Source organism: Streptomyces phaeoluteigriseus (assembly GCF_001896135.2).
Taxonomy (GTDB): Bacteria; Actinomycetota; Actinomycetes; order Streptomycetales; family Streptomycetaceae; genus Streptomyces; species Streptomyces phaeoluteigriseus.
In genome coordinates this window covers 603,806-629,143 of sequence record NZ_MPOH02000011.1, presented here as the reverse complement: position 1 = coordinate 629,143, position 25,338 = coordinate 603,806, and the positions used below count along the sequence as shown (strand labels likewise).

The 25,338-nt window shown below is 70.7% G+C and carries 16 protein-coding genes and 5 pseudogenes; 11 read left to right on the top strand and 10 right to left on the bottom strand.

The annotated features are described in order from the left end of the window. From BM536_RS13925 to BM536_RS13915, 3 genes and pseudogenes are all read left to right on the top strand, one after another. Positions 1–554 (top strand): annotated as a pseudogene (locus tag BM536_RS13925) (ComF family protein); the annotation flags it as partial. Positions 555–870: 316 nt separating this feature from the next. After that, on the top strand, positions 871–1,563 hold the full coding sequence (gene hpf, locus BM536_RS13920) for a ribosome hibernation-promoting factor, HPF/YfiA family (protein WP_342748803.1): 693 nt from the start codon (positions 871–873) through the stop codon (positions 1,561–1,563). A gap of 206 nt (positions 1,564–1,769) precedes the next feature. Next, positions 1,770–2,516: a response regulator gene (locus BM536_RS13915; RefSeq protein ID WP_073499229.1), complete on the top strand. Its 747-nt coding sequence runs from the start codon at positions 1,770–1,772 to the stop codon at positions 2,514–2,516. A gap of 40 nt (positions 2,517–2,556) precedes the next feature. Here the strand turns inward: BM536_RS13915 and BM536_RS13910 are convergent, their stop codons facing one another. Next, a complete protein-coding gene (locus tag BM536_RS13910; protein WP_094102987.1) occupies positions 2,557–3,753 on the bottom strand; it encodes a winged helix-turn-helix domain-containing protein in 1,197 nt (398 codons plus the stop codon). Beyond that, positions 3,750–4,411: pseudogene (locus BM536_RS13905) on the bottom strand (GNAT family N-acetyltransferase). The gene BM536_RS13910 and the pseudogene BM536_RS13905 overlap by 4 nt, the downstream one beginning before the upstream one ends. Before the next feature lie 279 nt (positions 4,412–4,690). On the opposite strand from BM536_RS13905, the gene secA reads away from it, so the two are divergent. Further along, complete coding sequence (gene secA / locus BM536_RS13900; protein ID WP_073499225.1) at positions 4,691–7,498, top strand: preprotein translocase subunit SecA; 2,808 nt, start codon at positions 4,691–4,693, stop codon at positions 7,496–7,498. Positions 7,499–7,745: 247 nt separating this feature from the next. On the opposite strand, the pseudogene BM536_RS42805 reads toward secA, so the two are convergent. Continuing rightward, a pseudogene (locus BM536_RS42805) lies at positions 7,746–7,925 on the bottom strand (Rv3235 family protein); the annotation flags it as partial. Positions 7,926–8,569: 644 nt separating this feature from the next. On the opposite strand from BM536_RS42805, the gene BM536_RS13890 reads away from it, so the two are divergent. Together BM536_RS13890 and BM536_RS13885 are read left to right on the top strand one after the other, a co-directional pair. Further along, the gene (locus BM536_RS13890) at positions 8,570–9,088 is read left to right on the top strand and encodes a DUF6912 family protein (RefSeq protein WP_094102986.1); all 519 of its coding nucleotides are present in this window, start codon (positions 8,570–8,572) and stop codon (positions 9,086–9,088) included. A 160-nt stretch (positions 9,089–9,248) separates the two neighbouring features. Further along, entirely contained in the window at positions 9,249–9,914 is a 666-nt protein-coding gene (locus tag BM536_RS13885) for an HAD family hydrolase (protein WP_073498442.1), read from the top strand. A gap of 173 nt (positions 9,915–10,087) precedes the next feature. Here the strand turns inward: BM536_RS13885 and BM536_RS13880 are convergent, their stop codons facing one another. Then, positions 10,088–10,654, bottom strand: a complete 567-nt coding sequence (locus tag BM536_RS13880; RefSeq protein WP_073498444.1) for a DJ-1/PfpI family protein — start codon at positions 10,652–10,654, stop codon at positions 10,088–10,090. A 604-nt stretch (positions 10,655–11,258) separates the two neighbouring features. Here BM536_RS13880 and BM536_RS13875 point away from each other — a divergent pair. Then, the gene (locus BM536_RS13875) at positions 11,259–16,214 is read left to right on the top strand and encodes an NAD-glutamate dehydrogenase (RefSeq protein WP_073498446.1); all 4,956 of its coding nucleotides are present in this window, start codon (positions 11,259–11,261) and stop codon (positions 16,212–16,214) included. 181 nt (positions 16,215–16,395) lie between these two features. Here the strand turns inward: BM536_RS13875 and BM536_RS13870 are convergent, their stop codons facing one another. Together BM536_RS13870 and BM536_RS13865 are read right to left on the bottom strand one after the other, a co-directional pair. Then, entirely contained in the window at positions 16,396–17,244 is an 849-nt protein-coding gene (locus BM536_RS13870; RefSeq protein ID WP_073498451.1) for an ABC transporter ATP-binding protein, read from the bottom strand. A gap of 19 nt (positions 17,245–17,263) precedes the next feature. After that, positions 17,264–18,181 carry an ABC transporter permease gene (locus BM536_RS13865; RefSeq protein ID WP_073498447.1) on the bottom strand — a complete coding sequence of 306 codons (918 nt, stop codon included), beginning with the start codon at positions 18,179–18,181 and terminating at the stop codon, positions 17,264–17,266. Positions 18,182–18,665: 484 nt separating this feature from the next. On the opposite strand from BM536_RS13865, the gene BM536_RS13860 reads away from it, so the two are divergent. Then, positions 18,666–19,292, top strand: coding sequence for a TetR/AcrR family transcriptional regulator (locus BM536_RS13860; protein ID WP_245873487.1), 627 nt, complete (start codon positions 18,666–18,668; stop codon positions 19,290–19,292). Between the two features lie 29 nt (positions 19,293–19,321). Continuing rightward, positions 19,322–19,870 (top strand): annotated as a pseudogene (locus BM536_RS13855) (LuxR C-terminal-related transcriptional regulator); the annotation flags it as partial. 53 nt (positions 19,871–19,923) lie between these two features. Here the strand turns inward: BM536_RS13855 and galE are convergent. Then, positions 19,924–20,904: a UDP-glucose 4-epimerase GalE gene (gene galE / locus BM536_RS13850; protein WP_094102984.1), complete on the bottom strand. Its 981-nt coding sequence runs from the start codon at positions 20,902–20,904 to the stop codon at positions 19,924–19,926. A 364-nt stretch (positions 20,905–21,268) separates the two neighbouring features. On the opposite strand from galE, the pseudogene BM536_RS42800 reads away from it, so the two are divergent. Beyond that, positions 21,269–21,334 (top strand): annotated as a pseudogene (locus BM536_RS42800) (MarR family transcriptional regulator); the annotation flags it as partial. Between the two features lie 35 nt (positions 21,335–21,369). Here BM536_RS42800 and BM536_RS13845 read toward each other — a convergent pair. Continuing rightward, positions 21,370–21,873, bottom strand: coding sequence for a MarR family winged helix-turn-helix transcriptional regulator (locus tag BM536_RS13845; protein ID WP_094102983.1), 504 nt, complete (start codon positions 21,871–21,873; stop codon positions 21,370–21,372). A 143-nt stretch (positions 21,874–22,016) separates the two neighbouring features. Between BM536_RS13845 and BM536_RS13840 the strand changes: the two genes are divergently transcribed. Then, positions 22,017–22,430: an organic hydroperoxide resistance protein gene (locus BM536_RS13840; protein ID WP_073492240.1), complete on the top strand. Its 414-nt coding sequence runs from the start codon at positions 22,017–22,019 to the stop codon at positions 22,428–22,430. Between the two features lie 6 nt (positions 22,431–22,436). Here BM536_RS13840 and BM536_RS13835 read toward each other — a convergent pair whose 3' ends face one another. Then, the gene (locus tag BM536_RS13835) at positions 22,437–23,996 is read right to left on the bottom strand and encodes a hypothetical protein (protein WP_073492237.1); all 1,560 of its coding nucleotides are present in this window, start codon (positions 23,994–23,996) and stop codon (positions 22,437–22,439) included. A 63-nt stretch (positions 23,997–24,059) separates the two neighbouring features. After that, positions 24,060–25,337, bottom strand: coding sequence for a hypothetical protein (locus BM536_RS13830; protein ID WP_170109924.1), 1,278 nt, complete (start codon positions 25,335–25,337; stop codon positions 24,060–24,062). Between the last annotated feature and the right edge of the window lies 1 nt (position 25,338).

The following is a 25,338-nucleotide window of genomic DNA, read 5'->3' as shown; positions in this document are numbered from 1 at the left end:
CCGTCCCCTCCGCCCCCCGAGCCACCCGTTCCCGCGGTCATGATCCCGCCCGGCGGATCGCGTTGGCCGCGGCGGCGGAGTTGCGGGGCGTGGGGGTTCCGGCGCGGGTGGCGGCGGTGTTGCGGCAGCGGCGGGTGGTGGCCGATCAGGCGGGGCTCAACTCGCGGCAGCGGCTGGACAATCTGGTCGGCGCGCTGGCGGTGGTGGCCGGCGGCGGCCGGCTGCTCCTCGGTGCGGGTGCGGTGGTGCTCGTCGACGATGTGGTGACGACGGGTGCCTCTCTCGCGGAGGCGGCGCGTGCCGTGCGGGCGGCGGTGCAGAAGGAGGAGGCTGCCGGGGCGTTCGGGTGGGCGAGGGAGGAAGAAGGCCCGGCGGCCGTGTACGGGGGCGCTGCTCGGGAAGGCAGAGGGGTACGACCATCCGGAGTGCGGAAGGGAGGCACGGGGCCGGTGCCGGTGCCGGTGCGGCAGATGGGTGCCGGGCGGGCGGGTGACCTGCTGTGTGCGGCCGTCGTCGCGGCACCGCCGGACGCTTTCGAAATAAACCGGAACTGACCGAGTACTCGTGTCGTTGCAGGTAATGAGAGGAGCAATTCACCTGAACGGAGGTACGCGGCAGTAGAGGGTGACGACATCCGTCCGGGCGAGATATGTTCGGTTGTGAGGGAAAGCCGCAGGCCACACCTCTCGAATCCGAATGCCGTGCTGCGGGTTCTTGGTAATCACCCGCAGTCTCCGGGGTGGAGATCTCGCCCATGGGGGAGGAGGAGGTGGAAGTCACCGAGTCCGAGGTTCCGGTGCCTACCGGAACCGGGTGCAAAAGGGAGATGCTCCGCCACTGAAGCGGAGCGATCCGGGAACGGAGTTCTGCGTGGACATCGTCGTCAAGGGCCGCAAGACCGAGGTGCCCGAGCGGTTCCGCAAGCACGTGGCCGAGAAGCTGAAGCTGGAGAAGATCCAGAAGCTCGACGGCAAGGTGATGAGCCTCGACGTCGAGGTGTCCAAGGAGCCGAACCCCCGACAGGCCGACCGGTGCGACCGGGTGGAGATCACGCTCCGCTCTCGCGGTCCGGTGATCCGTGCGGAGGCAGCGGCCAGCGACCCGTACGCGGCACTCGACCTGGCGGCGGAGAAGCTGGACGCCCAGCTGCGCAAGCAGCACGACAAGCGTTACACCCGGCGTGGCGCGCGCCGGATCTCGGCGGCGGAGGTCGCCGACCACGTCCCGGGCGTCGCGACCCTCGGCAGCAACGGCCACCCCGTCCCGTCCGACGAGTCCGCGAGCGTGCCGACGAAGAAGATCGGATCGCTGGAGGTACAGGGCGACGGCCCCCTCGTGGTGCGCGAGAAGACCCACGTGGCCGCCCCGATGACCCTTGACCAGGCTCTCTACGAGATGGAGCTGGTCGGGCACGACTTCTACCTCTTCGTCGACTCCGAGACGAAGGAGCCGAGTGTCGTCTACCGGCGGCACGCCTACGACTACGGCGTGATCCACCTCAACACCGACCCGATGGTCGCTCAGGCGCATTCCCCCGAGGCGGGCGGCACGCTGGGCGGCTGACCCCGGCCCCGGGTGAGAGCTGAGCCGGTGCCCCTGGAGCGCGTGTGCGCCCCCAGGGGCACCCGTGTGCGCCCCTTCGGACGTCGCTCTGTCACCGCGTTGTCGTCCAGGCATGGAATCATGGCGGCAACGGCTCAACCGGTGGGTCGTTGCCTTGCGTTGGCGATGGCACTGGACCACGGCCACAGCCTTCAGGGGGAGGAACGATGGCGGACAGCTTCGGACCGATGCATGACGGGGATGCCGTCGAGGGCGTCGCCGACACGGGCCCGGACGGGGGCGCTCCCCGCAAGGAGCCGATCAGGGTTCTGGTGGTGGACGACCATGCCCTGTTCCGCCGCGGGCTGGAGATCGTGCTTGCCGCGGAGGAGGACATCCAGGTCGTCGGTGAGGCGGGTGACGGGGCGGAGGCCGTGGACAAGGCGGCCGATCTGCTGCCGGACATCGTGCTGATGGACGTACGGATGCCGAAGCGCGGGGGGATCGAGGCGTGTACCTCGATCAAGGAGGTGGCTCCCAGCGCGAAGATCATCATGTTGACGATCAGCGATGAGGAGGCCGATCTCTATGAGGCGATCAAGGCGGGTGCGACGGGTTATCTCCTGAAGGAGATCTCCACGGACGAGGTGGCCACGGCGATTCGCGCGGTGGCGGACGGTCAGTCGCAGATCAGTCCTTCGATGGCGTCGAAACTGCTCACCGAGTTCAAATCGATGATCCAGCGGACCGACGAGCGCAGGCTGGTGCCCGCGCCGCGGTTGACGGACCGTGAGCTGGAAGTGCTCAAGCTCGTCGCCACGGGGATGAACAACCGGGACATCGCCAAGGAGTTGTTCATCTCCGAGAACACCGTGAAGAACCATGTGCGGAACATTCTGGAGAAGTTGCAGCTGCACTCCAGGATGGAAGCGGTGGTGTACGCGATGCGGGAGAAGATCCTCGAGATCCGGTAGGCCGGCGGGGCCGGTCCGGTCTCGGTCGGGGGCGTGACGGTCAGGCGAGGGCGCGGGCGAGTTCCCGGTTGAGCGGGGCGCGCAGGTCGGGGGCGTCGACACGCTCCACGCGCACGTCCGTGCAGTCGACCCAGCTCGCCGCTTCGATCAGGGCCTGGGCGACGGCGGGGACGGCCTTGGGGCCGTCAAGCGTGATCTGTCTGGCGACCAGGGTGCGGCCCTCGCGGGCGGGGTCGACGCGGCCGACGAGCCGGCCGCCGGCGAGTACCGGCATGGCGAAGTAGCCGTGGATCCGCTTGGGCTTGGGCACGTAGGCCTCCAGGCGATGGGTGAAGCCGAAGATCCGCTCGGTGCGGGCCCGCTCCCAGATGAGGGAGTCGAACGGGGACAGCAGCGTGGTGCGGTGGCGTCCGCGCGGGGGCGTGGCCAGGGCGGCGGGGTCGGCCCAGGCGGGTTTGCCCCAGCCTTCGACGGTGACCGGGACCAGGCCGGATTCGGCGATCACCGCGTCGACCTGTTCGCCCTTGAGCCGGTGGTAGTCGGCGATGTCCGCGCGCGTGCCGACGCCGAGGGAGCGGCCGGCGAGGCCGACCAGGCGGCGCAGGCATTCCTTGTCGTCGAGTTCGTCGTGCAGCAGGTCCGCGGGGATCGCGCGTTCGGCGAGGTCGTAGACCCGCTTCCAGCCGCGGCGTTCGACGCAGACGACCTCGCCGTGCATCAGGGCCCGTTCGACGGCGACCTTGGTGCCGGACCAGTCCCACCATTCGCTGGTCTTCTTGGCGCCGCCCAGGGCGGTGGCGGTGAGGGGGCCCTCGGTGCGGAGCTGCTTGATGACCTGCTCGTAGGTGCCCTCGGGGAGGGTGTGGTTCCACTGGGGGCGGCTGCGGTAGGCGCGGCGGCGGAAGGCGAAGTGGGGCCACTCCTCGATGGGGAGGATGCACGCGGCGTGGGACCAGTACTCGAAGGCGTGGGGCCGGGCCTCGGACGTGCCGGGGGTGGGCTTCCAGTAGGCGTTCTCGACGGTGGTGCGGCCTACGGCTCCCAGGCGGGCGTAGGGGATCAGTTCGTGGGAGCGGGCGAGGACGGAGATGGTGTCGAGCTGGACGGCGCCGAGGTGGCGCAGTACGCCGCGGACGCCGGCCCGGCGGTCGGGGGTGCCGAGGAAGCCCTGGGCGCGCAGGGCGATGCGGCGGGCCTCGTCCGCGGAGAGTTCGGTGGCGGGGGGCGGGGTCGTCATGGTGCGCACGATAGGGGTTGGGTCTGACAGTGGGTGGTGAGCTGCGGGTTCGTCCGCTTGATGCTCAGTCGTGTGCGGGGCCGGGGGGGCGGTGGTGGCGCCGGGAGGTACGGCGCCGCCGAGGGCAGGCCCAGGTCCGACGGGAGCAGGGAGGCCACCCAGCAGTCGCGGCGTACGCCCTTGTTGTTGATCGCGGAGCGCAGGGTGCCCTCCAGGGTGAAGCCGGCGTGTTCGGCGACCGCGCGGGAGGCGGTGTTGCCGACTTCGGCGCGCCATTCGACGCGGTCGACGGCGAGGTGGGTGAAGGCCCAGCGGGAGGCGGTCAGGGTGGCCTCGGTGGTGTAGCCGTGGCCGCGGTGTTCCCTGGTGGCCCAGAAGCCGATCTCGGCGGTGCCGAGGGAGCGCATGGTGAGGCTGAGGATGCCGGTGAGGGTGTCGTGGGGGAGGAAGACGCCGAAGGTGAACATGGAGCGGTTCGCCCAACCTTCGGGGGCGAGTTGTTCGGTGAAGCTGCGGGCGTGTTCGGGGAGGTAGGGGGAGGGGATGGTGGTCAGCGCGTGGATGTCGGGTCCTGGGCGGCGGCGTGGACCGCGTCGGTGTCCTGGGGGCCGACCGGGCGCAGGACGAGGCGGTCGGTGGCGAGGGTGACGGGCTCCATCGGCCGATTCTGCGCGTAGGGCCGGGGAGGGCGCCATGTTTTCGCGGTGTGCGAGCGGGTGATCACAATTCGCGCAATTCGTCTGGCGGGCGCGGCACCATCGGTGAGGCCGGGCCGTTGTGTCTGTGAGGAGAAATTCGGTGCTGTCGTGAGGCAGTGTGCGGTCCGCGTCACAGCAGGCCTCCCGGCGTGGCGGGGTCCTCGCATACGATGGCCGTTGCTCAGTAAGTCAAATGAAACAGACCGTCCCAGGCCCGACCGGCAAGGAGACCAACCCCCGTGTCCGTCCTCTCAAAGATCATGCGTGCAGGCGAAGGCAAGATCCTGCGCAAGCTGCACCGCATCGCGGACCAGGTCAACTCCATCGAAGAGGACTTCGTCGACCTCTCCGACGCCGAGCTGCGGGCCCTCACCGATGAGTACAAGCAGCGGTACGCCGATGGGGAGACGCTGGACGACCTGCTGCCGGAGGCGTTCGCCACGGTGCGTGAGGCCGCCAAGCGTGCCCTGGGCCAGCGCCACTACGACGTGCAGATCATGGGCGGCGCGGCCCTGCACCTCGGCTATGTCGCCGAGATGAAGACCGGTGAGGGCAAGACCCTGGTCGGCACGCTGCCCGCGTATCTGAACGCTCTGTCGGGTGACGGCGTCCACCTGATCACGGTCAACGACTACCTGGCCGAGCGCGACTCCGAGATGATGGGTCGTGTCCACAAGTTCCTGGGTCTGTCCGTCGGTTGCATCCTTGCCAACATGACGCCGGCCCAGCGCCGCGAGCAGTACAGCTTCGACATCACGTACGGCACGAACAACGAGTTCGGCTTCGACTACCTGCGCGACAACATGGCGTGGTCCCAGGACGAGCTGGTGCAGCGCGGCCACAACTTCGCGATCGTCGACGAGGTCGACTCCATCCTGGTCGACGAGGCGCGTACGCCGCTGATCATCTCGGGTCCGGCGGACCAGGCGACGAAGTGGTACGGCGATTTCGCCAAGCTGGTCCAGCGTCTCAAGCGCGGCGAGGCGGGCAACCCGCTGAAGGGCCTCGAGGAGACCGGCGACTACGAGGTCGACGAGAAGAAGCGCACGGTCGCCATCCACGAGGCGGGTGTCGCCAAGGTCGAGGACTGGCTGGGCATCGACAACCTGTACGAGTCGGTGAACACGCCTCTGGTGGGCTACCTGAACAACGCCATCAAGGCGAAGGAGCTCTTCAAGAAGGACAAGGACTACGTCGTCATCGACGGCGAGGTCATGATCGTCGACGAGCACACCGGCCGTATCCTCGCGGGCCGTCGCTACAACGAGGGCATGCACCAGGCGATCGAGGCGAAGGAAGGGGTGGACATCAAGGACGAGAACCAGACGCTCGCGACGATCACCCTGCAGAACTTCTTCCGCCTGTACAAGAAGCTGTCGGGTATGACCGGTACGGCGATGACCGAGGCCGCCGAGTTCCACCAGATCTACAAGCTCGGTGTGGTGCCGATCCCGACGAACAAGCCGATGGTCCGCAAGGACCAGTCGGACCTGATCTACCGCACCGAGGTCGCGAAGTTCGACGCGGTCGTCGACGACATCGCGGAGAAGCACGAGAAGGGCCAGCCGATCCTCGTCGGTACGACGTCGGTCGAGAAGTCCGAGTACCTGTCGCAGCAGCTCAGCAAGCGGGGCGTCCAGCACGAGGTGCTGAACGCCAAGCAGCACGACCGTGAGGCGCAGATCGTCGCGCAGGCGGGCCGCAAGGGCGCTGTGACGGTGGCCACGAACATGGCCGGTCGTGGTACGGACATCAAGCTGGGCGGCAACCCGGAGGACCTCGCCGAGGCGGAGCTGCGTCAGCGCGGTCTGGACCCGGAGGAACACATCGAGGAGTGGGCCGCGGCGCTGCCGGCCGCCCTGGAGCGGGCCGAGCAGGCTGTCCGGGCGGAGAAGGAGCAGGTCGAGGCGCTCGGCGGGCTGTATGTGCTGGGCACCGAGCGGCACGAGTCGCGTCGTATCGACAACCAGCTGCGCGGTCGTTCCGGCCGTCAGGGCGACCCGGGTGAGTCCCGCTTCTATCTGTCGCTGGGTGACGACCTGATGCGTCTGTTCAAGGCGCAGATGGTGGAGCGCGTGATGTCCATGGCGAACGTGCCGGACGACGTGCCGATCGAGAACAAGATGGTCACGCGTGCGATCGCGTCCGCGCAGTCGCAGGTCGAGCAGCAGAACTTCGAGACGCGCAAGAACGTCCTGAAGTACGACGAGGTCCTCAACCGTCAGCGTGAGGTCATCTACGGCGAGCGTCGTCGTGTTCTCGAGGGTGAGGACCTGCAGGAGCAGATCCACCACTTCATGGACGACACGATCGACGCGTACGTGTCGGCGGAGACCGCGGAGGGCTTCGCCGAGGACTGGGACCTGGACCGGCTCTGGGGTGCCTTCAAGCAGCTGTACCCGGTGAAGATCACCGTGGATGAGCTGGAGGAGGCGGCCGGTGACCGTGCGGGGCTGACCGCCGAGTTCATCGCCGAGTCCATCAAGGACGACATCCGTGAGCAGTACGAGTCGCGGGAGAAGCAGCTCGGCTCCGAGATCATGCGTGAGCTGGAGCGGCGGGTCGTGCTGTCGGTCCTGGACCGCAAGTGGCGTGAGCACCTCTACGAGATGGACTATCTCCAGGAGGGCATCGGCCTGCGTGCGATGGCGCAGAAGGACCCGCTGGTCGAGTACCAGCGTGAGGGCTTCGACATGTTCTCCGCGATGATGGACGGCATCAAGGAGGAGTCCGTCGGCTATCTGTTCAACCTGGAGGTCCAGGTGGAGCAGCAGGTCGAGGAGGTGCCGGTCGAGGACGCGGCGGCGGTCGACATGGAGAAGCAGGACGTGGTGCCGGCGCAGACGCGTCCGGAGATCCGCGCCAAGGGTCTGGACGCTCCGCAGCGGCGGAACCTGCACTTCTCGGCGCCGACCGTGGACGGCGAGGGTGGCACCGTCGAGGGCGACTTCGAGAACGACGAGGAGCCCGTGCGGTCGGAGGCGGACGGTCTGACGCGTGCGGAGCGGCGTAAGCAGGCGAAGGCCGGGCGTCGTCGTAAGAAGTAGTCGGCAGCAGGCGTAGTCGGCAGCAGGCGTAGTCGGCAGCAGCCGGAGCGGCCGGTGGTTGTGGTCGTCGGTGGTTGTAGTCGTCGGTCGGGGGCCGGATCACCTGAGGGTGGTCCGGCCCTTCGGCGTTCGTGGGGGTGTGGGGTGGTGCTCTGTCAGTCGTTGTCGGTGTGGGGGCTGCGGGGGCGCCGAGTTCTACGGCGGTGCAGCGCCAGCGGCGGTCGGTGCCGAGTTCGAGGCGGAAGGCCATGGCGCGCAGGCGGTCGCCGGTGCCGATGCGGGCGAAGACCTCCAGGGCGCCGGGGCGGGCGACGTAGTAGCCGATGTCGCGGACTACGGGGAGCGTGCCGCGGGTGGTGCGCAGGGGGCCGCGTTCGGCGAGGTGGGCCAGGTCGTCGTAGGCGCGGCCGACGGTGTGGCGGAGCATGGAGTGGACGGGGCGGCGACCACTGAGGACGGCGAGGAGGCGGTCGGCGAAGAGGTCGGTGGTGCTGGGTCGTCCGGGCTGGGTGAGGGGCCTGCGGGGGCTCTGGGCGGAAACGGTGGGCGTCGTGAGGGGCGTAGCCGTGAGGGGGCGCCGGTGGTCGGGGGGCGGTTGTCGGCGGGGCGGGTGTGGGTGGAGGCAGTGCGCGGTGAGCCGGGCGGGCGGCCGCCGGCGGGTGCGGGACGGATTCCGCCGGTGGGGACCCGGGGCGGGGTGCCGGCGGGGCGGCGGGTGTCCCCGCGGCCCGGAGGGCGGCCGGCGGAGGTGCGCTGCGTCCTCGTCATGACCTTGTTCATGGATGTCCCCGTTCGCTGGGCCCGGAGGCGTGGCCTACCAGGCGGTAACTTGCGTTGCGGATCTTGTACGTGGTTGCGGTGCGTGACGGCAAGTGAGCGCAAGGTGGTGCGGCGGGGTCGGGCAGGTTCACCTATCAGGGTGATGGGAGAGGTGAAAAGCGCAGGCGGGGGCGGTGTGGGGGGTGAATTCCGGGGCCTGCGGTGGACGCCTCTGAGGGCCTCTGCGGGGACTCGAAAGGGGACGCCCGGACGTATCCTGGAGCCCCTTCGACCACGAAAGAGCGGTCCACCATGCGCGTCTACGTCCCCCTGACCCTCCCCGGTCTCGCCGAGGCGTACAGAACGGGCGAGCTGGGACCGTCCGGGCCGCTCGTCGCGTACGCGGTCACGCCCGGGCTGCGCGAGTGGTACGTCTCCGAGGACATCGAGGAACTGGAGTACGCGGCCCTGGGCCGGGCCGCGCTCGCCTCGCTGCGGCTGCTGGCGGCGGACCCGGCCGCGCCGCGGCGGCGCGTGGTGGTCGCCGTCGACGTACCCGACGGTGCGGCCACGGCCGATCCCGATCGTGCCCTGGAGCCGGCGACGCTCGGCGAGGTCCGGGTCGCCGGGCCCGTGCGGCTGGCCAAGGCGGCCGCCGTGCACGCCGACGCCGACGACGCGGAGGCGGACGTGACCGCCGCGGCCGAGGCGCTGCCGGCGGCGGACGCCGGGGACGACGACGCCCAGTTCGTGGTGGACGGCGCCGAGGACCACGAGCTGCTGTGGTTCGTCCCGCAGGAGATCGCCGGCCTGGTGGGATCGGGCGGCTGAGGACACCGCCGGCGGGCGGTGAGGCCGGCTTGGCGGCACTGTGGCCCCCTGGCTCTGCCCCCTGCCCTGCCCCTGCCCCTGCCTCTGCCCCTGCCCCAGCCCCTGGCACCCTGCCGCGCTGTCTTTCTCGCTGTCAGTGGGGGCGGGTACGTTTGCGGGTATGGGGAAGCAGGCTGGGGCGCACATCGTCTGGGACTGGAACGGCACGTTGTTCCATGACAACGACGCCATCATCGGAGCGACGAACGCCGCGTTCGTCGAGTTGGGGCTGGAGCCGATCACGCTCGAGCGGTACCGGGCGCTGTACTGCGTGCCGGTGCCCAAGTTCTACGAGCGGCTGCTGGGGAGACTGCCCACCGACGTCGAGTGGCAGGTCATGGACGAGGTCTTCCACCGGTACTACGCCGAGCACCGGGTGCGGTGCGGCCTGACCGACGGGGCGGCGGAACTGCTCGCCGGGTGGCGGTCGGCGGGGCGCAGCCAGTCCCTGTTGAGCATGTACGTGCACGACGAGCTGGTTCCGCTGGTCCGCGGGTTCGGGATCGAGCCGTACTTCCTCCGGGTCGACGGGAGGACCGGGCCGTCCGGGGGCAGCAAGGCCGAGCACATGGTGCGGCATCTGGAGACCCTCACCGAGGTCGACACCGAGCGCACCGTGGTGATCGGGGACGCCGCCGACGACGCGGTGGCGGCGCTGCACGTGGGGGCGCGGGCTGTGCTGTACACCGGGGGGTCGCACAGCCGGGCCAGCCTCGAGGGGGTAGGCGTGCCCGTGGTGGACACGCTCCAGGAGGCCGTCGAGACGGCCGAGCGGCTGGCCTCGTGAAGCCATGACGCCGTGACACCGGGACGCCGTGGACGCCGCGAGCGCGTTGACACCGGGACGCGGTGGACGCCGTGACACCGGGACGCCGGCGCCCTGACGTGGACGCGGCGCCGCGACGCGGACGCGACGCCGTGAAAGGACTCCGCATCGCCGAGCCTGGCCGGGGAGCGGGGTCAGGTCACCGGTGCCTTCGTGCGCAGCACCTCCAGGAACGCGCGCATCCACGCCGGATGGTCCGGCCAGGCCCGGGACGAGACCAGCGTGCCGTCGACGACCGCCTCCGTGTCCTGGAAGACCGCACCGGCGGCCTGCATGTCGAGTTCCAGCGCCGGGTACGCCGTGACGCGGCGGCCCGTCAGGCCGTCGACCGCGGCCGTCAGCAGCGGGCCGTGGCAGATCTGGGCGACCGGCTTGTCCGTGTCGAAGAAGGACTTGAGGATCTTGCGCAGCTCGGGGTCGTTGCGCAGGTACTCGGGCGCGCGGCCGCCGGGGACCACGACGGCGGCGTACGCGCCGGGGTCGACCTCGGAGAAGGCGAGGTCGGCGGGCCAGGTGTAGCCGGGCTTCTCGGTGTAGGTGTCGAAGCCGGGTTCGAAGTCGTGGACGACGAAGCGGAGCTGTTTGCGGGCGGGGGCGGCGATGTGGACCTCGTAGCCCTCCTCGCGCAGCCGCTGGTAGGGGTAGAGGACCTCCAGGGACTCCGCTGCGTCGCCGGTGACGATGAGGATCTTCGTGGTCATGCCGGGCGGCTCCTCTCGGGCGGGCGCTCTCATGGGCAACCTGCCTCTTGCGGGCGCCCCTGCCAAGAGGTGGGTCGCTTCAAGAGTGCCCGGGGGCGGCGCGGGCGTCGACTTCTTGCCCTCTTTCGGGCTTCCGCGCGCCCCCGTCGCCTTCACACACCACCCCCCACTGCACCTCTGTGCAGAACGTCAAACTTCCACCCCCGGTTTTGTACACATACGGCTCATGACGGGCCCCCGGTGAGGAGCGATAGCCTTGGTGGCGTGATCAGCGCGATAGCTCGCGGGGGTGCTGTTGCCCCTGCCCCGCGCCCGGAGTGTGCGGACGACATCCGCAGCCGGGCGTCAGTCGCTGATCCTCGCGGGCGGGACGGGGCCACCAGGGCCCCCAGGACGCCGCACACACCCCATGAGCAGGCGACGCGGAGAGCAGCGTCACACCTGCGGGGCACGTCGGGAATGGTCGATAACCCCCCGCCCCTCTCATTCTGCGGCATAGCGTCGGAGCAGCCCGGAGACCCCGGGCCGTGGCGTCGAGCCGCAGGGGAAGAGACCGTACTTCCTTCTACGTCACGCAACGGCGCGCGACAGGAGCCAGAGGACAATGCAGACCAAGCTGGACGAAGCCAAGGCCGAGCTGCTCGAACGGGCGGCCCGGGTCGCTGAGAACAGCCCGGTCGGGGGGCACCTACCGACTGGGACGACGGGCGAGAGCGGTCCGGGGATCCCGGGCACGCCGGACCACGCGTCCGTGCTTTCGTTCCTCCAGCGCTACTACCTGCACACCGCTCCGGAGGACCTCACCGACCGCGACCCGGTCGACGTCTTCGGAGCCGCTTTCTCGCACTACCGGCTGGCCGAGAACCGGCCCCAGGGCACCGCGAACGTACGTGTCCACACGCCGACCGTCGAGGAGAACGGCTGGACGTGCAGCCACTCGGTGGTCGAGGTCGTCACCGACGACATGCCGTTCCTCGTGGACTCCGTGACGAACGAGCTGACCCGGCAGGGCCGCGGCATCCACCTCGTCATCCACCCCCAGGTCGTCGTCCGCCGGGACGTCACCGGCAGGCTCATCGAGGTGCTCAGGACGTCCCCGGCCGCCGTCGACCTCCCGCACGACGCGCACATCGAATCGTGGATCCACGTCGAGACGGACCGTGAGAGCGACCGCGCCGACCTCAAGCAGATCACCGCCGACCTGCTGCGCGTCCTGTCCGACGCCCGCGAGGCCGTCGAGGACTGGGAGAAGATGCGCGACGCCGCCCTGCGGATCGCCGACGACCTGCCGCGCGAGCACGTGCCCGGCGACCTGACCTCCCCCGACGTGGAGGAGGCCCGCGAACTGCTGCGCTGGCTGGCCGACAACCACTTCACCTTCCTCGGCTACCGCGAGTACGAGCTGCGCGAGGACGACTCCCTCGCGGCCGTCCCCGGCACCGGGCTCGGCATCCTGCGCTCCGACCCGCACCACGCCGACGGCGACACCCACCCCGTCAGCCACTCCTTCGAGCGGCTCCCGGCCGACGCCCGTGCCAAGGCGCGCGAGCACAAGCTGCTCATCCTGACCAAGGCCAACAGCCGGTCGACCGTGCACCGGCCGTCGTACCTGGACTACATCGGCGTCAAGAAGTTCGACGCCGAGGGGAACGTCGTCGGTGAGCGCCGCTTCCTCGGACTGTTCTCCTCCGCCGCCTACACCGAGTCCGTGCTGCGCGTGCCGGTCGTGCGGCGCAAGGTCGACCAGGTGTTGAAGGGCGCCGGCTTCTCGCCCAACAGCCACGACGGGCGCGACCTGCTCCAGATCATGGAGACCTACCCGCGCGACGAGCTGTTCCAGACGCCGGTCGACGAACTGCGTGCCATCGTCACGTCCGTGCTGTACCTCCAGGAGCGGCGCCGGCTGCGGCTCTACCTGCGCCAGGACGAGTACGGCCGCTACTACTCCGCCCTCGTCTACCTGCCGCGCGACCGCTACACCACCGCCGTCCGGCTGCGGATCATCGACATCCTCAAGGAGGAACTGGGCGGCACCAGTGTCGACTTCACCGCCTGGAACACCGAGTCGATCCTGTCCCGCCTGCACTTCGTCGTCCGGGTCCCGCAGGGCACCGAGCTGCCGGAGCTGTCCGACACCGACAAGGAACGCATCGAGGCGCGGCTCGTCGAGGCGGCCCGTTCCTGGGCCGACGCCTTCCAGGACGCGCTCAACGCCGAACTCGGCGAGGAGCGGACGGCGGAGCTGCTGCGCCGCTACAACAACGCCTTCCCCGAGGGCTACAAGGCCGACCACACCCCGCGCTCCGCGGTCGCCGACCTCGTCCACATCGAGCGGCTCACGGAGGAGCAGAGCTTCTCGCTCAGCCTGTACGAGCCGGTGGGCGCCGGCCCCGGCGAGCGCCGTTTCAAGATCTACCGCAAGGGCGACGCGATCTCCCTGTCGGCGGTGCTGCCGGTGCTCAACCGCCTCGGCGTCGAGGTCATCGACGAGCGGCCGTACGAACTGCGCTGCTCGGACCGGAGTGTCGCCTGGATCTACGACTTCGGCCTGAGGCTGCCCAAGTCGCTGGGCGGCGGCACCGGCGACCACCTCGGTGACGACGGGCGTGAGCGGTTCCAGGAGGCGTTCGCCGCCACCTGGACCGGCAAGGCGGAGAACGACAGCTTCAACGCCCTCGTGCTGAGCGCCGGGCTCACCTGGCGGCAGGCGACGGTGCTGCGGGCGTACGCGAAGTACCTGCGTCAGGCCGGTTCCACCTTCAGCCAGGACTACATGGAGGACACCCTCCGCACGAACGTCCACACCACCCGGCTGCTGGTCTCGCTGTTCGAGGCGCGGATGTCGCCCGACCGGCAGAGTGCCGGGCACGAGATCGTCGACGCGCTCCTGGAGGAGCTGGACGCCGCCCTCGACCAGGTGGCGTCCCTCGACGAGGACCGGATCCTGCGGTCCTTCCTCACCGTCATCAAGGCGACCCTGCGCACGAACTTCTTCCAGCACACCGCGAGCGGCGCCCCGCACGACTACGTGTCGATGAAGTTCGACCCGCAGGCCATCCCCGACCTGCCGGCGCCGCGCCCCGCGTTCGAGATCTGGGTGTACTCGCCGCAGGTGGAGGGCGTGCACCTGCGGTTCGGGAAGGTGGCGCGCGGTGGTCTGCGCTGGTCCGACCGGCGTGAGGACTTCCGCACCGAGGTCCTCGGCCTGGTCAAGGCGCAGATGGTGAAGAACACCGTCATCGTGCCGGTCGGCGCGAAGGGCGGCTTCGTCGCCAAGCAGCTGCCGGACCCGGCCGTCGACCGGGACGCGTGGCTCGCCGAGGGCATCGCCAGCTACAGGACGTTCATCTCGGCGCTGCTCGACATCACGGACAACATGGTCGCCGGGGAGGTCGTGCCGCCGGCCGACGTCGTCCGGCACGACGAGGACGACACCTATCTGGTGGTCGCCGCCGACAAGGGCACGGCGACGTTCTCCGACATCGCCAACGAGGTCGCGCAGTCCTACGACTTCTGGCTCGGCGACGCCTTCGCCTCCGGCGGCTCCGCGGGGTACGACCACAAGGCGATGGGCATCACCGCGCGCGGCGCCTGGGAGTCCGTGAAGCGGCACTTCCGCGAGCTGGGCGTGAACACGCAGGTCGAGGACTTCACGGTGGTCGGCATCGGAGACATGTCCGGTGACGTGTTCGGCAACGGCATGCTGCTCTCCGAGCACATCCGGCTGGTCGCCGCCTTCGACCACCGGCACATCTTCATCGACCCCGAGCCCGACGCGGCGACCTCCTACGCCGAGCGCCGCCGCCTGTTCGAGCTGCCCCGTTCCAGCTGGGCCGACTACGACACCGCGCTGCTGTCGGCGGGCGGTGGCGTCTTCCCGCGCACGGCCAAGGCGATCCCCGTCAACGCGCACATCCGGGCGGCCCTCGGCATCGAGGAGAAGGTCGCCAAGTTGACCCCGGCCGACCTGATGAAGGCCATCCTCAAGGCGCCGGTGGACCTGCTGTGGAACGGCGGCATCGGTACGTACGTGAAGTCGTCGGCGGAGTCGAACGCCGACGTCGGCGACAAGGCCAACGACGCCATCCGCGTCGACGGCGCCGACCTGCGCGCCAGGGTCGTCGGCGAGGGCGGCAACCTGGGCCTGACCCAGCTCGGCCGGATCGAGTACGCGCGCGCCGGCGGCAAGATCAACACCGATGCCATCGACAACAGCGCGGGCGTGGACACCTCTGACCACGAGGTGAACATCAAGATCCTGCTCAACGGCCTGGTCACCGACGGCGACATGACGGTCAAGCAGCGCAACAAGCTGCTCGCCGAGATGACCGACGAGGTCAGCCGACTCGTCCTGCGCAACAACTACGCGCAGAACACCGCCATCGCGAACGCCCTCGCCCAGTCCAAGGACATGCTCCACGCCCAGCAGCGCTTCATGCGCCACCTGGTGCGCGAGGGTCACCTCGACCGGGCGCTGGAGTTCCTGCCGACCGACCGGCAGATCCGTGAGCGCCTCGGCTCCGGCCACGGCCTGACCGGCCCGGAGACGGCCGTCCTCATGGCGTACACGAAGATCACGGTGTCGGACGAGCTGCTGCGCACCTCGCTGCCCGAGGACCCCTACCTGCGCGGTCTGTTGTACGCGTACTTCCCGAGCGCGCTGCGCGAGCGGTTCGCCGAGCAGATCGAGAACCACCCGCTGCGCCGCGAGATCACCACGACCGTCCTGGTCAACGACACCGTCAACACCGGCGGTACGACCTACCTGCACCGCCTGCGGGAGGAGACCGGGGCCTCGCTGGAGGAGATCGTGCGGGCGCAGACCGCGGCCCGTGCGATCTTCCGCTCGGCGCCCGTGTGGGACGCGGTCGAGGCCCTCGACAACCAGGTCGAGGCCGCCGTCCAGACCCGCATCCGGCTGCACTCGCGCCGACTGGTCGAGCGCGGCACGCGCTGGCTGCTCAACAACCGGCCGCAGCCGGTGGAACTCGCCGAGACCGTCGACTTCTTCGCCGACCGTGTCGAGCAGGTCTGGGGACAGCTGACGAAGCTGCTGCGCGGCGCGGACCTGGAGTGGTGGCAGCAGATCTCCGACGAGCTGACCGGCTCCGGCGTGCCCGACGAGGTCGCCGGCCGGGTCGCCGGGTTCTCGTCGGTGTTCCCGGCCCTGGACATCGTGTCGGTGGCCGACCGCATGGACCGGGACCCGCTGGACGTCGCCGAGGTGTACTACGACCTCGCCGACCGGCTGCACATCACCCAGCTCATGGACCGCATCATCGAGCTGCCGCGTGCCGACCGCTGGCAGTCCATGGCCCGCGCCTCCATCCGCGAGGACCTGTACGCGGCCCACGCGGCGCTCACCGCGGACGTCCTGGCCGTCGGCAACGGCACCTCGACGCCCGAGCAGCGCTTCAAGGCGTGGGAGCAGAAGAACGCGGCGATCCTGGGCCGGGCGCGGACCACGCTGGAGGAGATCCAGGGCTCGGAGACCTTCGACCTGGCCAACCTGTCGGTGGCGATGCGCACCATGCGGACGCTGCTGCGGACGCACTCGTAGAACGGGAGACGGGGGGTGCCCCCCGAGCCGTACGGGCTCGGGGGCACCCCCGTCTTCTTTCAGGGCCGGTGACGCAAGGCCGGTGACGCAGGGCTGGTTGCGCAAGGCCGGTGACGCAAGGCTGGTTGCGCAAGGTTGGTGACGCAAGGTTGGTGGCGCGTGGCTGGTGACGCGCCGGGCGTCAGGCCTTCGCCGGGCGCGGCTTCTTCTTCGGCTCGGTGAACGCCTCGTACTCCTTGAGGACCTCTTCGGTCGGGCCGTCCATGCGCAGCTCGCCGCGCTCCAGCCACAGGACCCGCTCGCAGGTCTCGCGGATCGAGCTGTTGCTGTGGCTGACCAGGAAGACCGTGCCGGCGTGCTCGCGCATCGCGCGGATGCGGTCCGCCGACCGCTGCCGGAACTTCGCGTCACCGGTGGCCAGGGCCTCGTCGATGAGGAGGACGTCGTGGTCCTTGGCCGCAGCGATGGAGAACCGCAGCCGGGATCCCATGCCGGAGGAGTAGGTGCGCATGGGCAGGGAGATGAAGTCGCCCTTCTCGTTGATGCCGGAGAAGTCGACGATCTCCTGGTAGCGCTCCTTGATCTGCTCCCGGGTCATGCCCATGGCCAGGCCGCCGAGGTGGACGTTGCGCTCGCCGGTCAGGTCGCTCATCAGGGCCGCGTTGACGCCCAGGAGGGACGGCTGGCCGTCGGTGTAGATCTTGCCGTTCTCCACCGGCAGCAGACCCGCGACCGCCTTGAGCAGCGTCGACTTGCCCGAGCCGTTGGTGCCGATCAGGCCGATGGCCTCGCCCTTGTACGCCACGAAGCTGACGTTCCTGACGGCGTGCACCGTGCGGACGCCCGACGCCTTCTCGGTCTTCTTGCGGCGCACGATGCGATTCAGGGCGGCGGTGGCGGAACCGCGGCCCGCGCTGGTGCCGTTGACGCGGTAGACGATGTCGACGCGGTCGGCGATGACGGTGGGGATCCGCTCGCCGGTGACGCCGGTCTTGGCGGTGACGTCTTTGACGTCGTTGACGTGGTCGATGTCGGTGAGCGTTGCGTTGTCAGCCACGGCCGTACGTCTCCTCAGCCTTCCAGAAGTAGATGAAGCCTCCGACGCCCGCCAGCAGCGCCCAGCCGACCGCGGTCGCCCACACGTGCGGCGGAAGGTTGTCGGCGCGGAAACTGTCGATCAGGGCGAACCGCATCAGGTCGATGTAGACGGCCGTCGGGTTGGCCCGCAGCACGTCGGCGACCCAGGTAGGCAGGTCGCTGTGCTCGCTGAGCAGGACGTCGATGCTCCACATCACACCCGATATGTACATCCACGTGCGCAGGACGAACGGCATCAGCTGGGCGATGTCGGGGGTCTTCGCGCCGAGCCTCGCCAGGATCATCGAGACACCCGCGTTGAAGGTGAACTGGAGCACCAGCACCGGGACCGCGAGCAGCCAGGACAGGGCCGGCGGCACGCCCACGACGAGCAGGATCATCACCAGCGCTGCCATCGAGAACAGCAACTGCTGCAACTGCTGGAGGCAGAACGACAGTGGCAGCGCGGCCCGGGGGAAGTGCAGCGCCCGCACCAGGCCGATGTTGCCCGAGATCGCCTTGGTGCCCGCCATGATCGAGCTTTGCGTGAACGTCCAGATGAACACCCCCGTCACCAGGAAGGGGATGTAGTCCGGGACGTTCTTCTTGGTCTGGAGCAGCACGCCGAAGATGAAGTAGTACACGGCCGCGTTCAGCAGCGGGGTCATCACCTGCCAGACCTGGCCCAGCTTCGCCTGGCTGTACTGCGAGGTGAGCTTGGCGGTGGCGAACGCGGTGATGAAGTGACGGCGCGCCCACAGCTGCCGGACGTACTCGGGCAGGGAGGGGCGGGCGCCGCTGACCGAGAGGCCGTGCCGGGCCGCGAGGGCCGCGAGGTCTTCACGGGCCTCGGCCCGCGCCTGGGGCGGTGTGTGGAGGACCTGACTCACATCCGCTGCTTTCACTCGGGGGGTGGGGGTGCGCGCTTCCGGTTCCCACGCCGTCGGTCCGCGTTTTCTTACGCTTCTCATCACGTTCTCTTACGTCGGGACGGCACCGTATCGTCGCAACGTGAGCGTAGGCCGAGTGGGCGTCGGAACGCAACCGTTTCGTCGTCACGGCAGCGTGGGTTCGTTGCGGCGGCGAGACCGTACCGACGCGGCAACGAGACCCGGGCGAGGCCGGGACGAGACCGTTCCGTCCCGACGATGGGCGGACACGGGGCGGGTGCGGACGCGGACGTACCGGTACGGCGGCGCAGAGGCGACGACGCCGCTCGGTGCGGGCGCAGGGGCGCAGGGGCGCAGGGGCGCAGGGGTGAGGGGTGAGGGTGACGGCGCGGACCGGCGTGACGACGACACCGTTGCGTCGCGACGTCACACCGTGTTGCGTAGGGACGGGCCCGTATCGTCGTCACGCCCTATGCTGGTCCGCATGACGACGAACGCCGACGGGCCCCAGCCGCGTCCTCGCCGCAGGACCCCCGCGGGAGCGGCCGTCCTGCGTGAGGACGTGACGGAGGCCATCCGGGCGGCCGTGTTCGAGGAGCTGGCGACCGTCGGCTACGCGCGGATGTCCATCGAGGGCATCGCCCGCCGTGCCGGAGTGGGCAAGACCGCCGTGTACCGGCGCTGGCGCTCGAAGCTGCACCTCGTCCTGGACATCGTCTCGGCGATCGCCGTACAGGGCCTGCCGGCCCCGGAGACGGGCAGCCTCGAGGGCGATCTGCGGGTGCTGTACGAGGTGACGTCACGGGCGCTGCGGCATCCGGTGGCCTCGCAGATCATCCCGGACCTCCAGGCCGAGGCGGCCCGCAACCCGGAGATCGCCGAGGCCATGCAGAAGGCGCTGCGGGACGGGCAGGAGGGCGTCGCCCTGAAGATCGTGGCGGCGGCGACGCAGCGCGGCGAGGTGCGCGGGGACCTGGACGACGAGCTGGCGCTCGACCTGATCTCCGGTCCGCTCTACTGGCGTTCGGTGGTGATCCGCAGCCCGAAGCTGCCCAAGGGGTATCTGGGCACGCTGGCGCGGGCCACCGCCGAAGCGATCAAGGCGCTGTGAGCGGAGGGCTCGGCAGGCCGTGACCGGGGTTGCCGGCGCTCCTCGCGCACCGGGCCGGACGTCGCCGTCCTGGACGCGTGCGGATGCCGCCCGGCTTCCGCGACGAGGGGTTGGTTGCGCGCCGCCCTCGTGGCACGGGGCGGCACGGCAGCGCATCCCGGGCCTGCCGGTGCTGGTCCTGTCCCAGTACGTCGAGGAGTCCTGCGCCGCCGAGCTGCTCGGCGGTGGCGCGAGCGGGGTCGGCTATCTGCTGAAGGACCGGGTCGGCCGGATGGACGAGTTCCTCGACGCCCTGGACCGGTTCGCCTCCGGCGGCGCGGCGCTGGACCCGGAGGTCTTCCGAGCTGCTGTCCCGCCGCAAGGACTCACCGCTGGACCTGCTCACCCCGCGGGAGCGCGAGGTGCTCGAAGTCATGGCCGAGGGCCGCGACAACACCGCCATGGCCACGACCCTGGTCATCACCGAGCGCTCGGTGAGCAAGCACATCGGCTACGTATTCCTGAAGCTGGGCCTCCCTCAGAGCGACAGCGGCGACCGCAGGGTGCCGGCGGTGCCGGCGTACCTCAACAACGCGTAGGCGCGTCCCGTCGGCCCGTCGGCCCGTCGGCCCGTCGGCCCGCTGCGCCGCCGCTACACCCGGGCGGCCTCGGGATGCAGGCGTACCCAGCCCTCCCAGGCCGAGGCGATCATGTCCTGGACGTCGAGCTTGGCCTTCCAGCCCAGCTCCGTGGCGATGCGGTCGGCGGAGGCGACCACGCGCGCCGGGTCGCCGGGGCGGCGCGGGGTGACCGTGGGGGGCCGGTCGTAGCCGGTGACGGCGTTGACGCGGTCGATCATCTCGCGGACGGAGACGCCCTCCCCGCGGCCGATGTTGAGGGTCAGGTCCCGCCGGGAGGAGGCCTGGAGGGCGTGCGCGGCGGCGACGTGCGCCTCCGCCAGGTCGACCACGTGGATGTAGTCCCGCACGCAGGTGCCGTCGGGCGTGGCGTAGCCGTCGCCGAAGATGCGGGGCGCCGCGTCCTGGGTGAGGCGCTCGAAGACCATGGGGACCAGGTTGAACACGCCGCTGTCGGCCAGCTCGGGGCTCGCCGCGCCGGCCACGTTGAAGTAGCGCAGCGAGGCCGTGGACAGCCCCGTGGCCCGGCCGGTCGCGCGGACCAGCCACTCCCCGGCCAGCTTCGTCTCGCCGTACGGGGAGATCGGCACGCACGGCGTCTCCTCCGTGACCAGGTCGACGTCCGGCATGCCGTAGACGGCGGCCGAGGACGAGAACACGAAGGACGGGACCCCGGCGGCGCTGACCGCTTCCAGGAGGACCCGCAGCCCCTCCACGTTCTCCCGGTAGTAGTGCAGGGGCAGCCCCACCGACTCGCCGACCTGCTTCTTCGCCGCCAGGTGGACGACCCCCGTGACGGCGTGCCCGGTAAGGGTGCGGGAGACCAGCGGGCCGTCCAGCGTCGAGCCCACCACGAGCGGCACCCCGGCCGGCACTCGCTCGGCGACGCCGGTCGACAGGTCGTCGTACACCACCGCACGCTCGCCCGCCTCGGTCATCGCCCGTACGACGTGCGCCCCGATGTAGCCGGCGCCGCCCGTGATCAGCCAGGTCATGTCCTGATCTCCCCCTCGTCGGTGAGTGGTGCGTCTGCCTCGTGCTGGTGAGTGGTGGGTTTCATGGGAAAAACCCGCAATGGACCCGGATGGGGTCGTCTCACAGTGAAGCAGGCGCCGGACTCTCCCGCAGGGCCTGTGGACAACCGCGGGGCCTGTGGAAAAACCCTCGGCCACCGGTCGCTCATCGATCACGGTCAGTCCCGCAGCCACCGCAGCCCCACAGCCACCGGCACCACCAGTCACCGGCACACGCCCAGTCACCGGCACACCCCAGTAACCGCCACACCCCCGGCCACCGGCAGCCCTCGACCACCGGCACGCTTCCGCCACCGGCGGACCCACAGCCACCGCCCGACCCCCGGCCTCGCGCGCCTTCAACGGCGTCTACCGCGTGATCCTCAAGGACCTCGGTCTGACCTACCCCCGGCCCCCGGCAGCCCCTCACTCACCGACCGACCCGGCTCACCGTGCGTCGCCCAGCTCCTCCTGCCGGGCGGCCGTGTCCAGCGCGGTGGTGAGCTGGTCGAGGCGTTCCCGCAGCTCGCCGATCTCCGCCAGGTCCAGGCCGGTCGCGGCGACGATCCGGCGCGGCACCCGCACCGCGCGCTCACGCAGGGCGGTGCCCTCCTCGGTCAGCCGGACCTCCACCGAGCGCTCGTCGCGGGCGCTGCGCTCGCGCCGCACCAGGCCGGCCGACTCCAGCCGCTTCAACAGCGGCGAGAGCGTGCCGGAGTCCAGGCGCAGGTGCTCGCCCAGCTTCTTGACGGGCAGCTCGCCCTCCTCCCACAGGACGAGCATCACCAGGTACTGGGGGTAGGTCAGACCGAGGTCCTTGAGGATCACGCGGTAGACGCCGTTGAAGGCGCGCGAGGCGGCCTGGAGGGAGAAGCAGATCTGGCTGTCCAGGCGGAGCCAGTTGTCCTCCGGGCCGGCGGCAGCGGCGGCGGGGGTCGACATGGGGGTCATGCCTCCAGAGTAGCTCTAGTGAGCCATTTAGTTGTGCACAACTGAGTTGTGTGCTCTACTTGTCGTCGTGAGGCCGCCCGGACGTGATCGGCGCGAGGGCGGGTCACTCCCGAACACAGACTTCCGAGAGGGATGGTTCATCCATGGACGCGCTCTACACCGCAGTCGCCACCGCCACCCACGGCCGCGAGGGCCGCACCGTCTCCTCCGACGGCAAGATCGACCTCGGCCTGGCCATGCCGGTGGAACTGGGCGGCAACGGTCAGGGCACCAACCCCGAGCAGCTCTTCGCCGCCGGGTACGCGGCCTGTTTCGGCAGCGCCCTCGGTCTGGTCGGCCGCCAGGCGAAGGTCGACCTGTCCGACGCCGCCGTGACCGCCGAGGTCGGCATAGGCAAGCAGGGCGAGGGCTTCGGCCTCAAGGTCACCCTCCGCGTCGAACTGCCCGAGACCGTGGACGAGGCGACCAGCCGCAAGCTGGTCGACCAGGCCCACCAGGTCTGCCCCTACTCCAACGCCACCCGCGGCAACATCGAGGTCGACCTCGTCATCGAGTAGCCGTCCTCACGGGCCGACCCGCGCCAGCACCTCGCCCGTCCCCCGGCTCCACGCCACCACCACGGCCTCCTCGGGCACCCGGTGCCAGCGCGTGAGCAGCAGCCAGCGGACGCGATGGCGGCGGACGATCGCCGACCGCTCGGCGCGGGTCGACTCCGGGGCGAGATACGCGCGCACGTCCGCGAGCCGCCGCAGCCGCTCCCGCTCGTCCAGGGCCGCGTCCGGCCAGGCGGGGGCGGCGAGGTTCGGCCCGTACCCGGCGATCAGGTGGACGGCGTGGTACCCGTCGGCGATCACCACCTCGCCGGGCGCCATGTACCGCGCGGCCCAGTCGTACGACGGCCAGTGCGGCGGCTGGGCGAAGCCGACCGGGTCCACCGCGCGCGGGACCACCGCCCCGGCCTGCACGGTGAGGAAGCCGACGCAGGCCGCGACCGCCGTGACCGCCCCCAGCACCCGCCGCCCCGCGCCCCACGGCCGGGGCGCCGCCAGTTCCACCGCGAGCGCGAACTGGAGCGGCACCAGCGTGAGCCCGAGGATCCGCCCGTAGGTGTAGTGGCCGCTGACCCATCCGTACGCCACCACCAGGCAGTCCAGGACGAACATCAGCACGAGCGGATCGCGGACGCCGTCCCTGCGGCCCCGCAGCCACAGCGCCGGCACGCCCAGCAGCGCCAGCCAGAAATGCCCGGCGAGCCCCTCGTACAGCCGCCGGTGCATCGCGTCGACGCTGCCGTCGCCGACCAGCGCGAACACGTCGAAGTACGGCCATGCGAGGGCGACCGGCAGAGCCGTCGTACCGGTGAGGGCCCAGCGCAGCACCACCGCCGGGCGCCGTCCGCGCTGCCGGCCCGCCACGAACGCCAAGCCCCCGGTCACCGCCGCGACGGCCGTGATCGGATGGACCAGCAGGATGACGCCGTAGAGCGCGCCGAGCGCCGCGTACCCGGCGAAGCCGCGCAATCCGTTCGGGCCCACGAACCGCACCGCCCGCGCGTCACGCGCGCGCGTGCCCGTCCACGCCCACGCCCAGAAGGCCAGCCCGATGGCGAAGGTCGACGGATAACCGAGGTTGCCCGTCATCGACATCAGGCCGAGATAGCCGCTCCACCAGGCCCGTTCGGTGCCCCACAGCAGGGTCATCGCCACCAGCGCCAGCACCGGCGCCCAGGGTCGCGGGGTGAGGGCGCGCGTGAAGCGGCCGATGCCGGTCAGCAGCACCACCAGGTTCAGCGGACCGGCGACCCGCAGCACGTCCCAGCCCGACAGCCCGGTCAACCGCGCGAACACGCCCTGCGCCACCGCGTACGGCGAGTAGTAGGGGCTGCCCGTACCCGGCAGGTCGGCCGTCGGATGGCGCGGGGCGAGCAGGTCGGCCCGCAGCCGCTCGACTACCGCCGCGTGCTGCCCGGCGTCGCAGCACAGCGGCACCCGCCAGTACGCCAGTGACATGACCAGCCAGAACAGGAACCCGAAGACCTGGTAGGGGCTCGGACGCCAGGTGCGCCCGCCGTGCAGCGCCGTCGCGCCGCGCACGGGACGCCGGGTGAGGACGCCGACGCTCATCGAACCGGAACAAAGAGGGGCATTGGCGGTATGTTCCCGCCCGCGTCAACGGCCTTGCGTCCGTCACCTCATCGAGTGAGTCCGATCGGGCCGTTCCTGCGCCGGCAGGGCCACCCGGCCCCGTACCAGGGGCTCCAGCAGCAGCGGCAGCCCGAGCACCGGCAGCAGCCACGCCAGCACGATCAGCCGCCCGCCCCAGATGGCGATGTCCGGGTGCCCGGCCTGCGTGAGGACCCCGGTGGACGCGGCGGCGGCCAGGAGGACGCCGAACGCCCGCCGCGGCCCGCGCAGCGCACCCCACGCCCCGGCCGCCAGCGCCGCCAGGAACAGCGGCTCCCACAGCTGCCGGCGCAGCCACTCCGGCCAGAACCGCTGCTGCAACTGCCAGAACTCCGGCCAGGGCCGCTCCCGGTCCGGCCGCGCGAAATGGTCGGTCAGCAGATCCTGGAGGCTCTCCGCCCCGGACGGATGGTGCAGCAGCCCCGACAGCAGCAGCGTCCCCGCCGCACCGGCCGCCCCCACCACGGTCACCGCCACGACCGCGCGCCCCGCCGGCCGGCCCCGCCGCCGACGCCGTACGGCGATCAGCGCACCGCCGGCCGCCAGAGCGAGCCCCAGGAACAGGGCCTGCGAGTGCTTGACCGTGAACAGGGCGGCCAGCGCGCCGCCCACCAGCCAGGCCCCGGCCCGCACCCGCCCGTCCAGGGCCAGCGCGCAGCCCCACACCGCCATCAGGGTCAGCGCCAGCAACAGGCCCTCGGTCATCGGGCGCATGGCCGTCGCCCCGCACGGCAGGACGTAGTACAGGGCCTGCCCGGTCAGACAGACCTCGGCCGGTGCGCGCAGGGTGCGCAGGACCAGGAAGACCAGCGCCCCGCCCGCCGCCGTCACCGCGACCCCCGCCGCCCACATGCCCCAGGTCACGCCGAACAGGGTCAGGAACGGCACCAGGAACACCGGATAGCCGGGCCGCGCCTCGAAGATCCGCATGAAGCGCTCCGGCATGAACGGCACCGTGTGCCCGCCGGTCTGGCCCGCCGCCAGCCGCGCCCCGACGTTGCGCCACTCCCGCTCCCGGCACTCGGCGAAGACGTCGGCGGTCGGGTCGGCGCGGTGGAACCGCACCACGTCGACGCTCTGCCGGCGGGCCGCGACCGCCGCCTCCCCCTCGCACGCCCAGTCGATCGTCGCGACCGCGGCCTCGTACTTGCCCTCCCCGCGCAGACTCAGCGCGTACGACAGGTAGTTCTTGCTGTCCGGGGTGTCCCGGCCGGTGACGTTCGCGAGCTGGAGCAGCGCGTACACCACGGCCAGGACGAGCACCCAGGCATGCGGGCGCAGC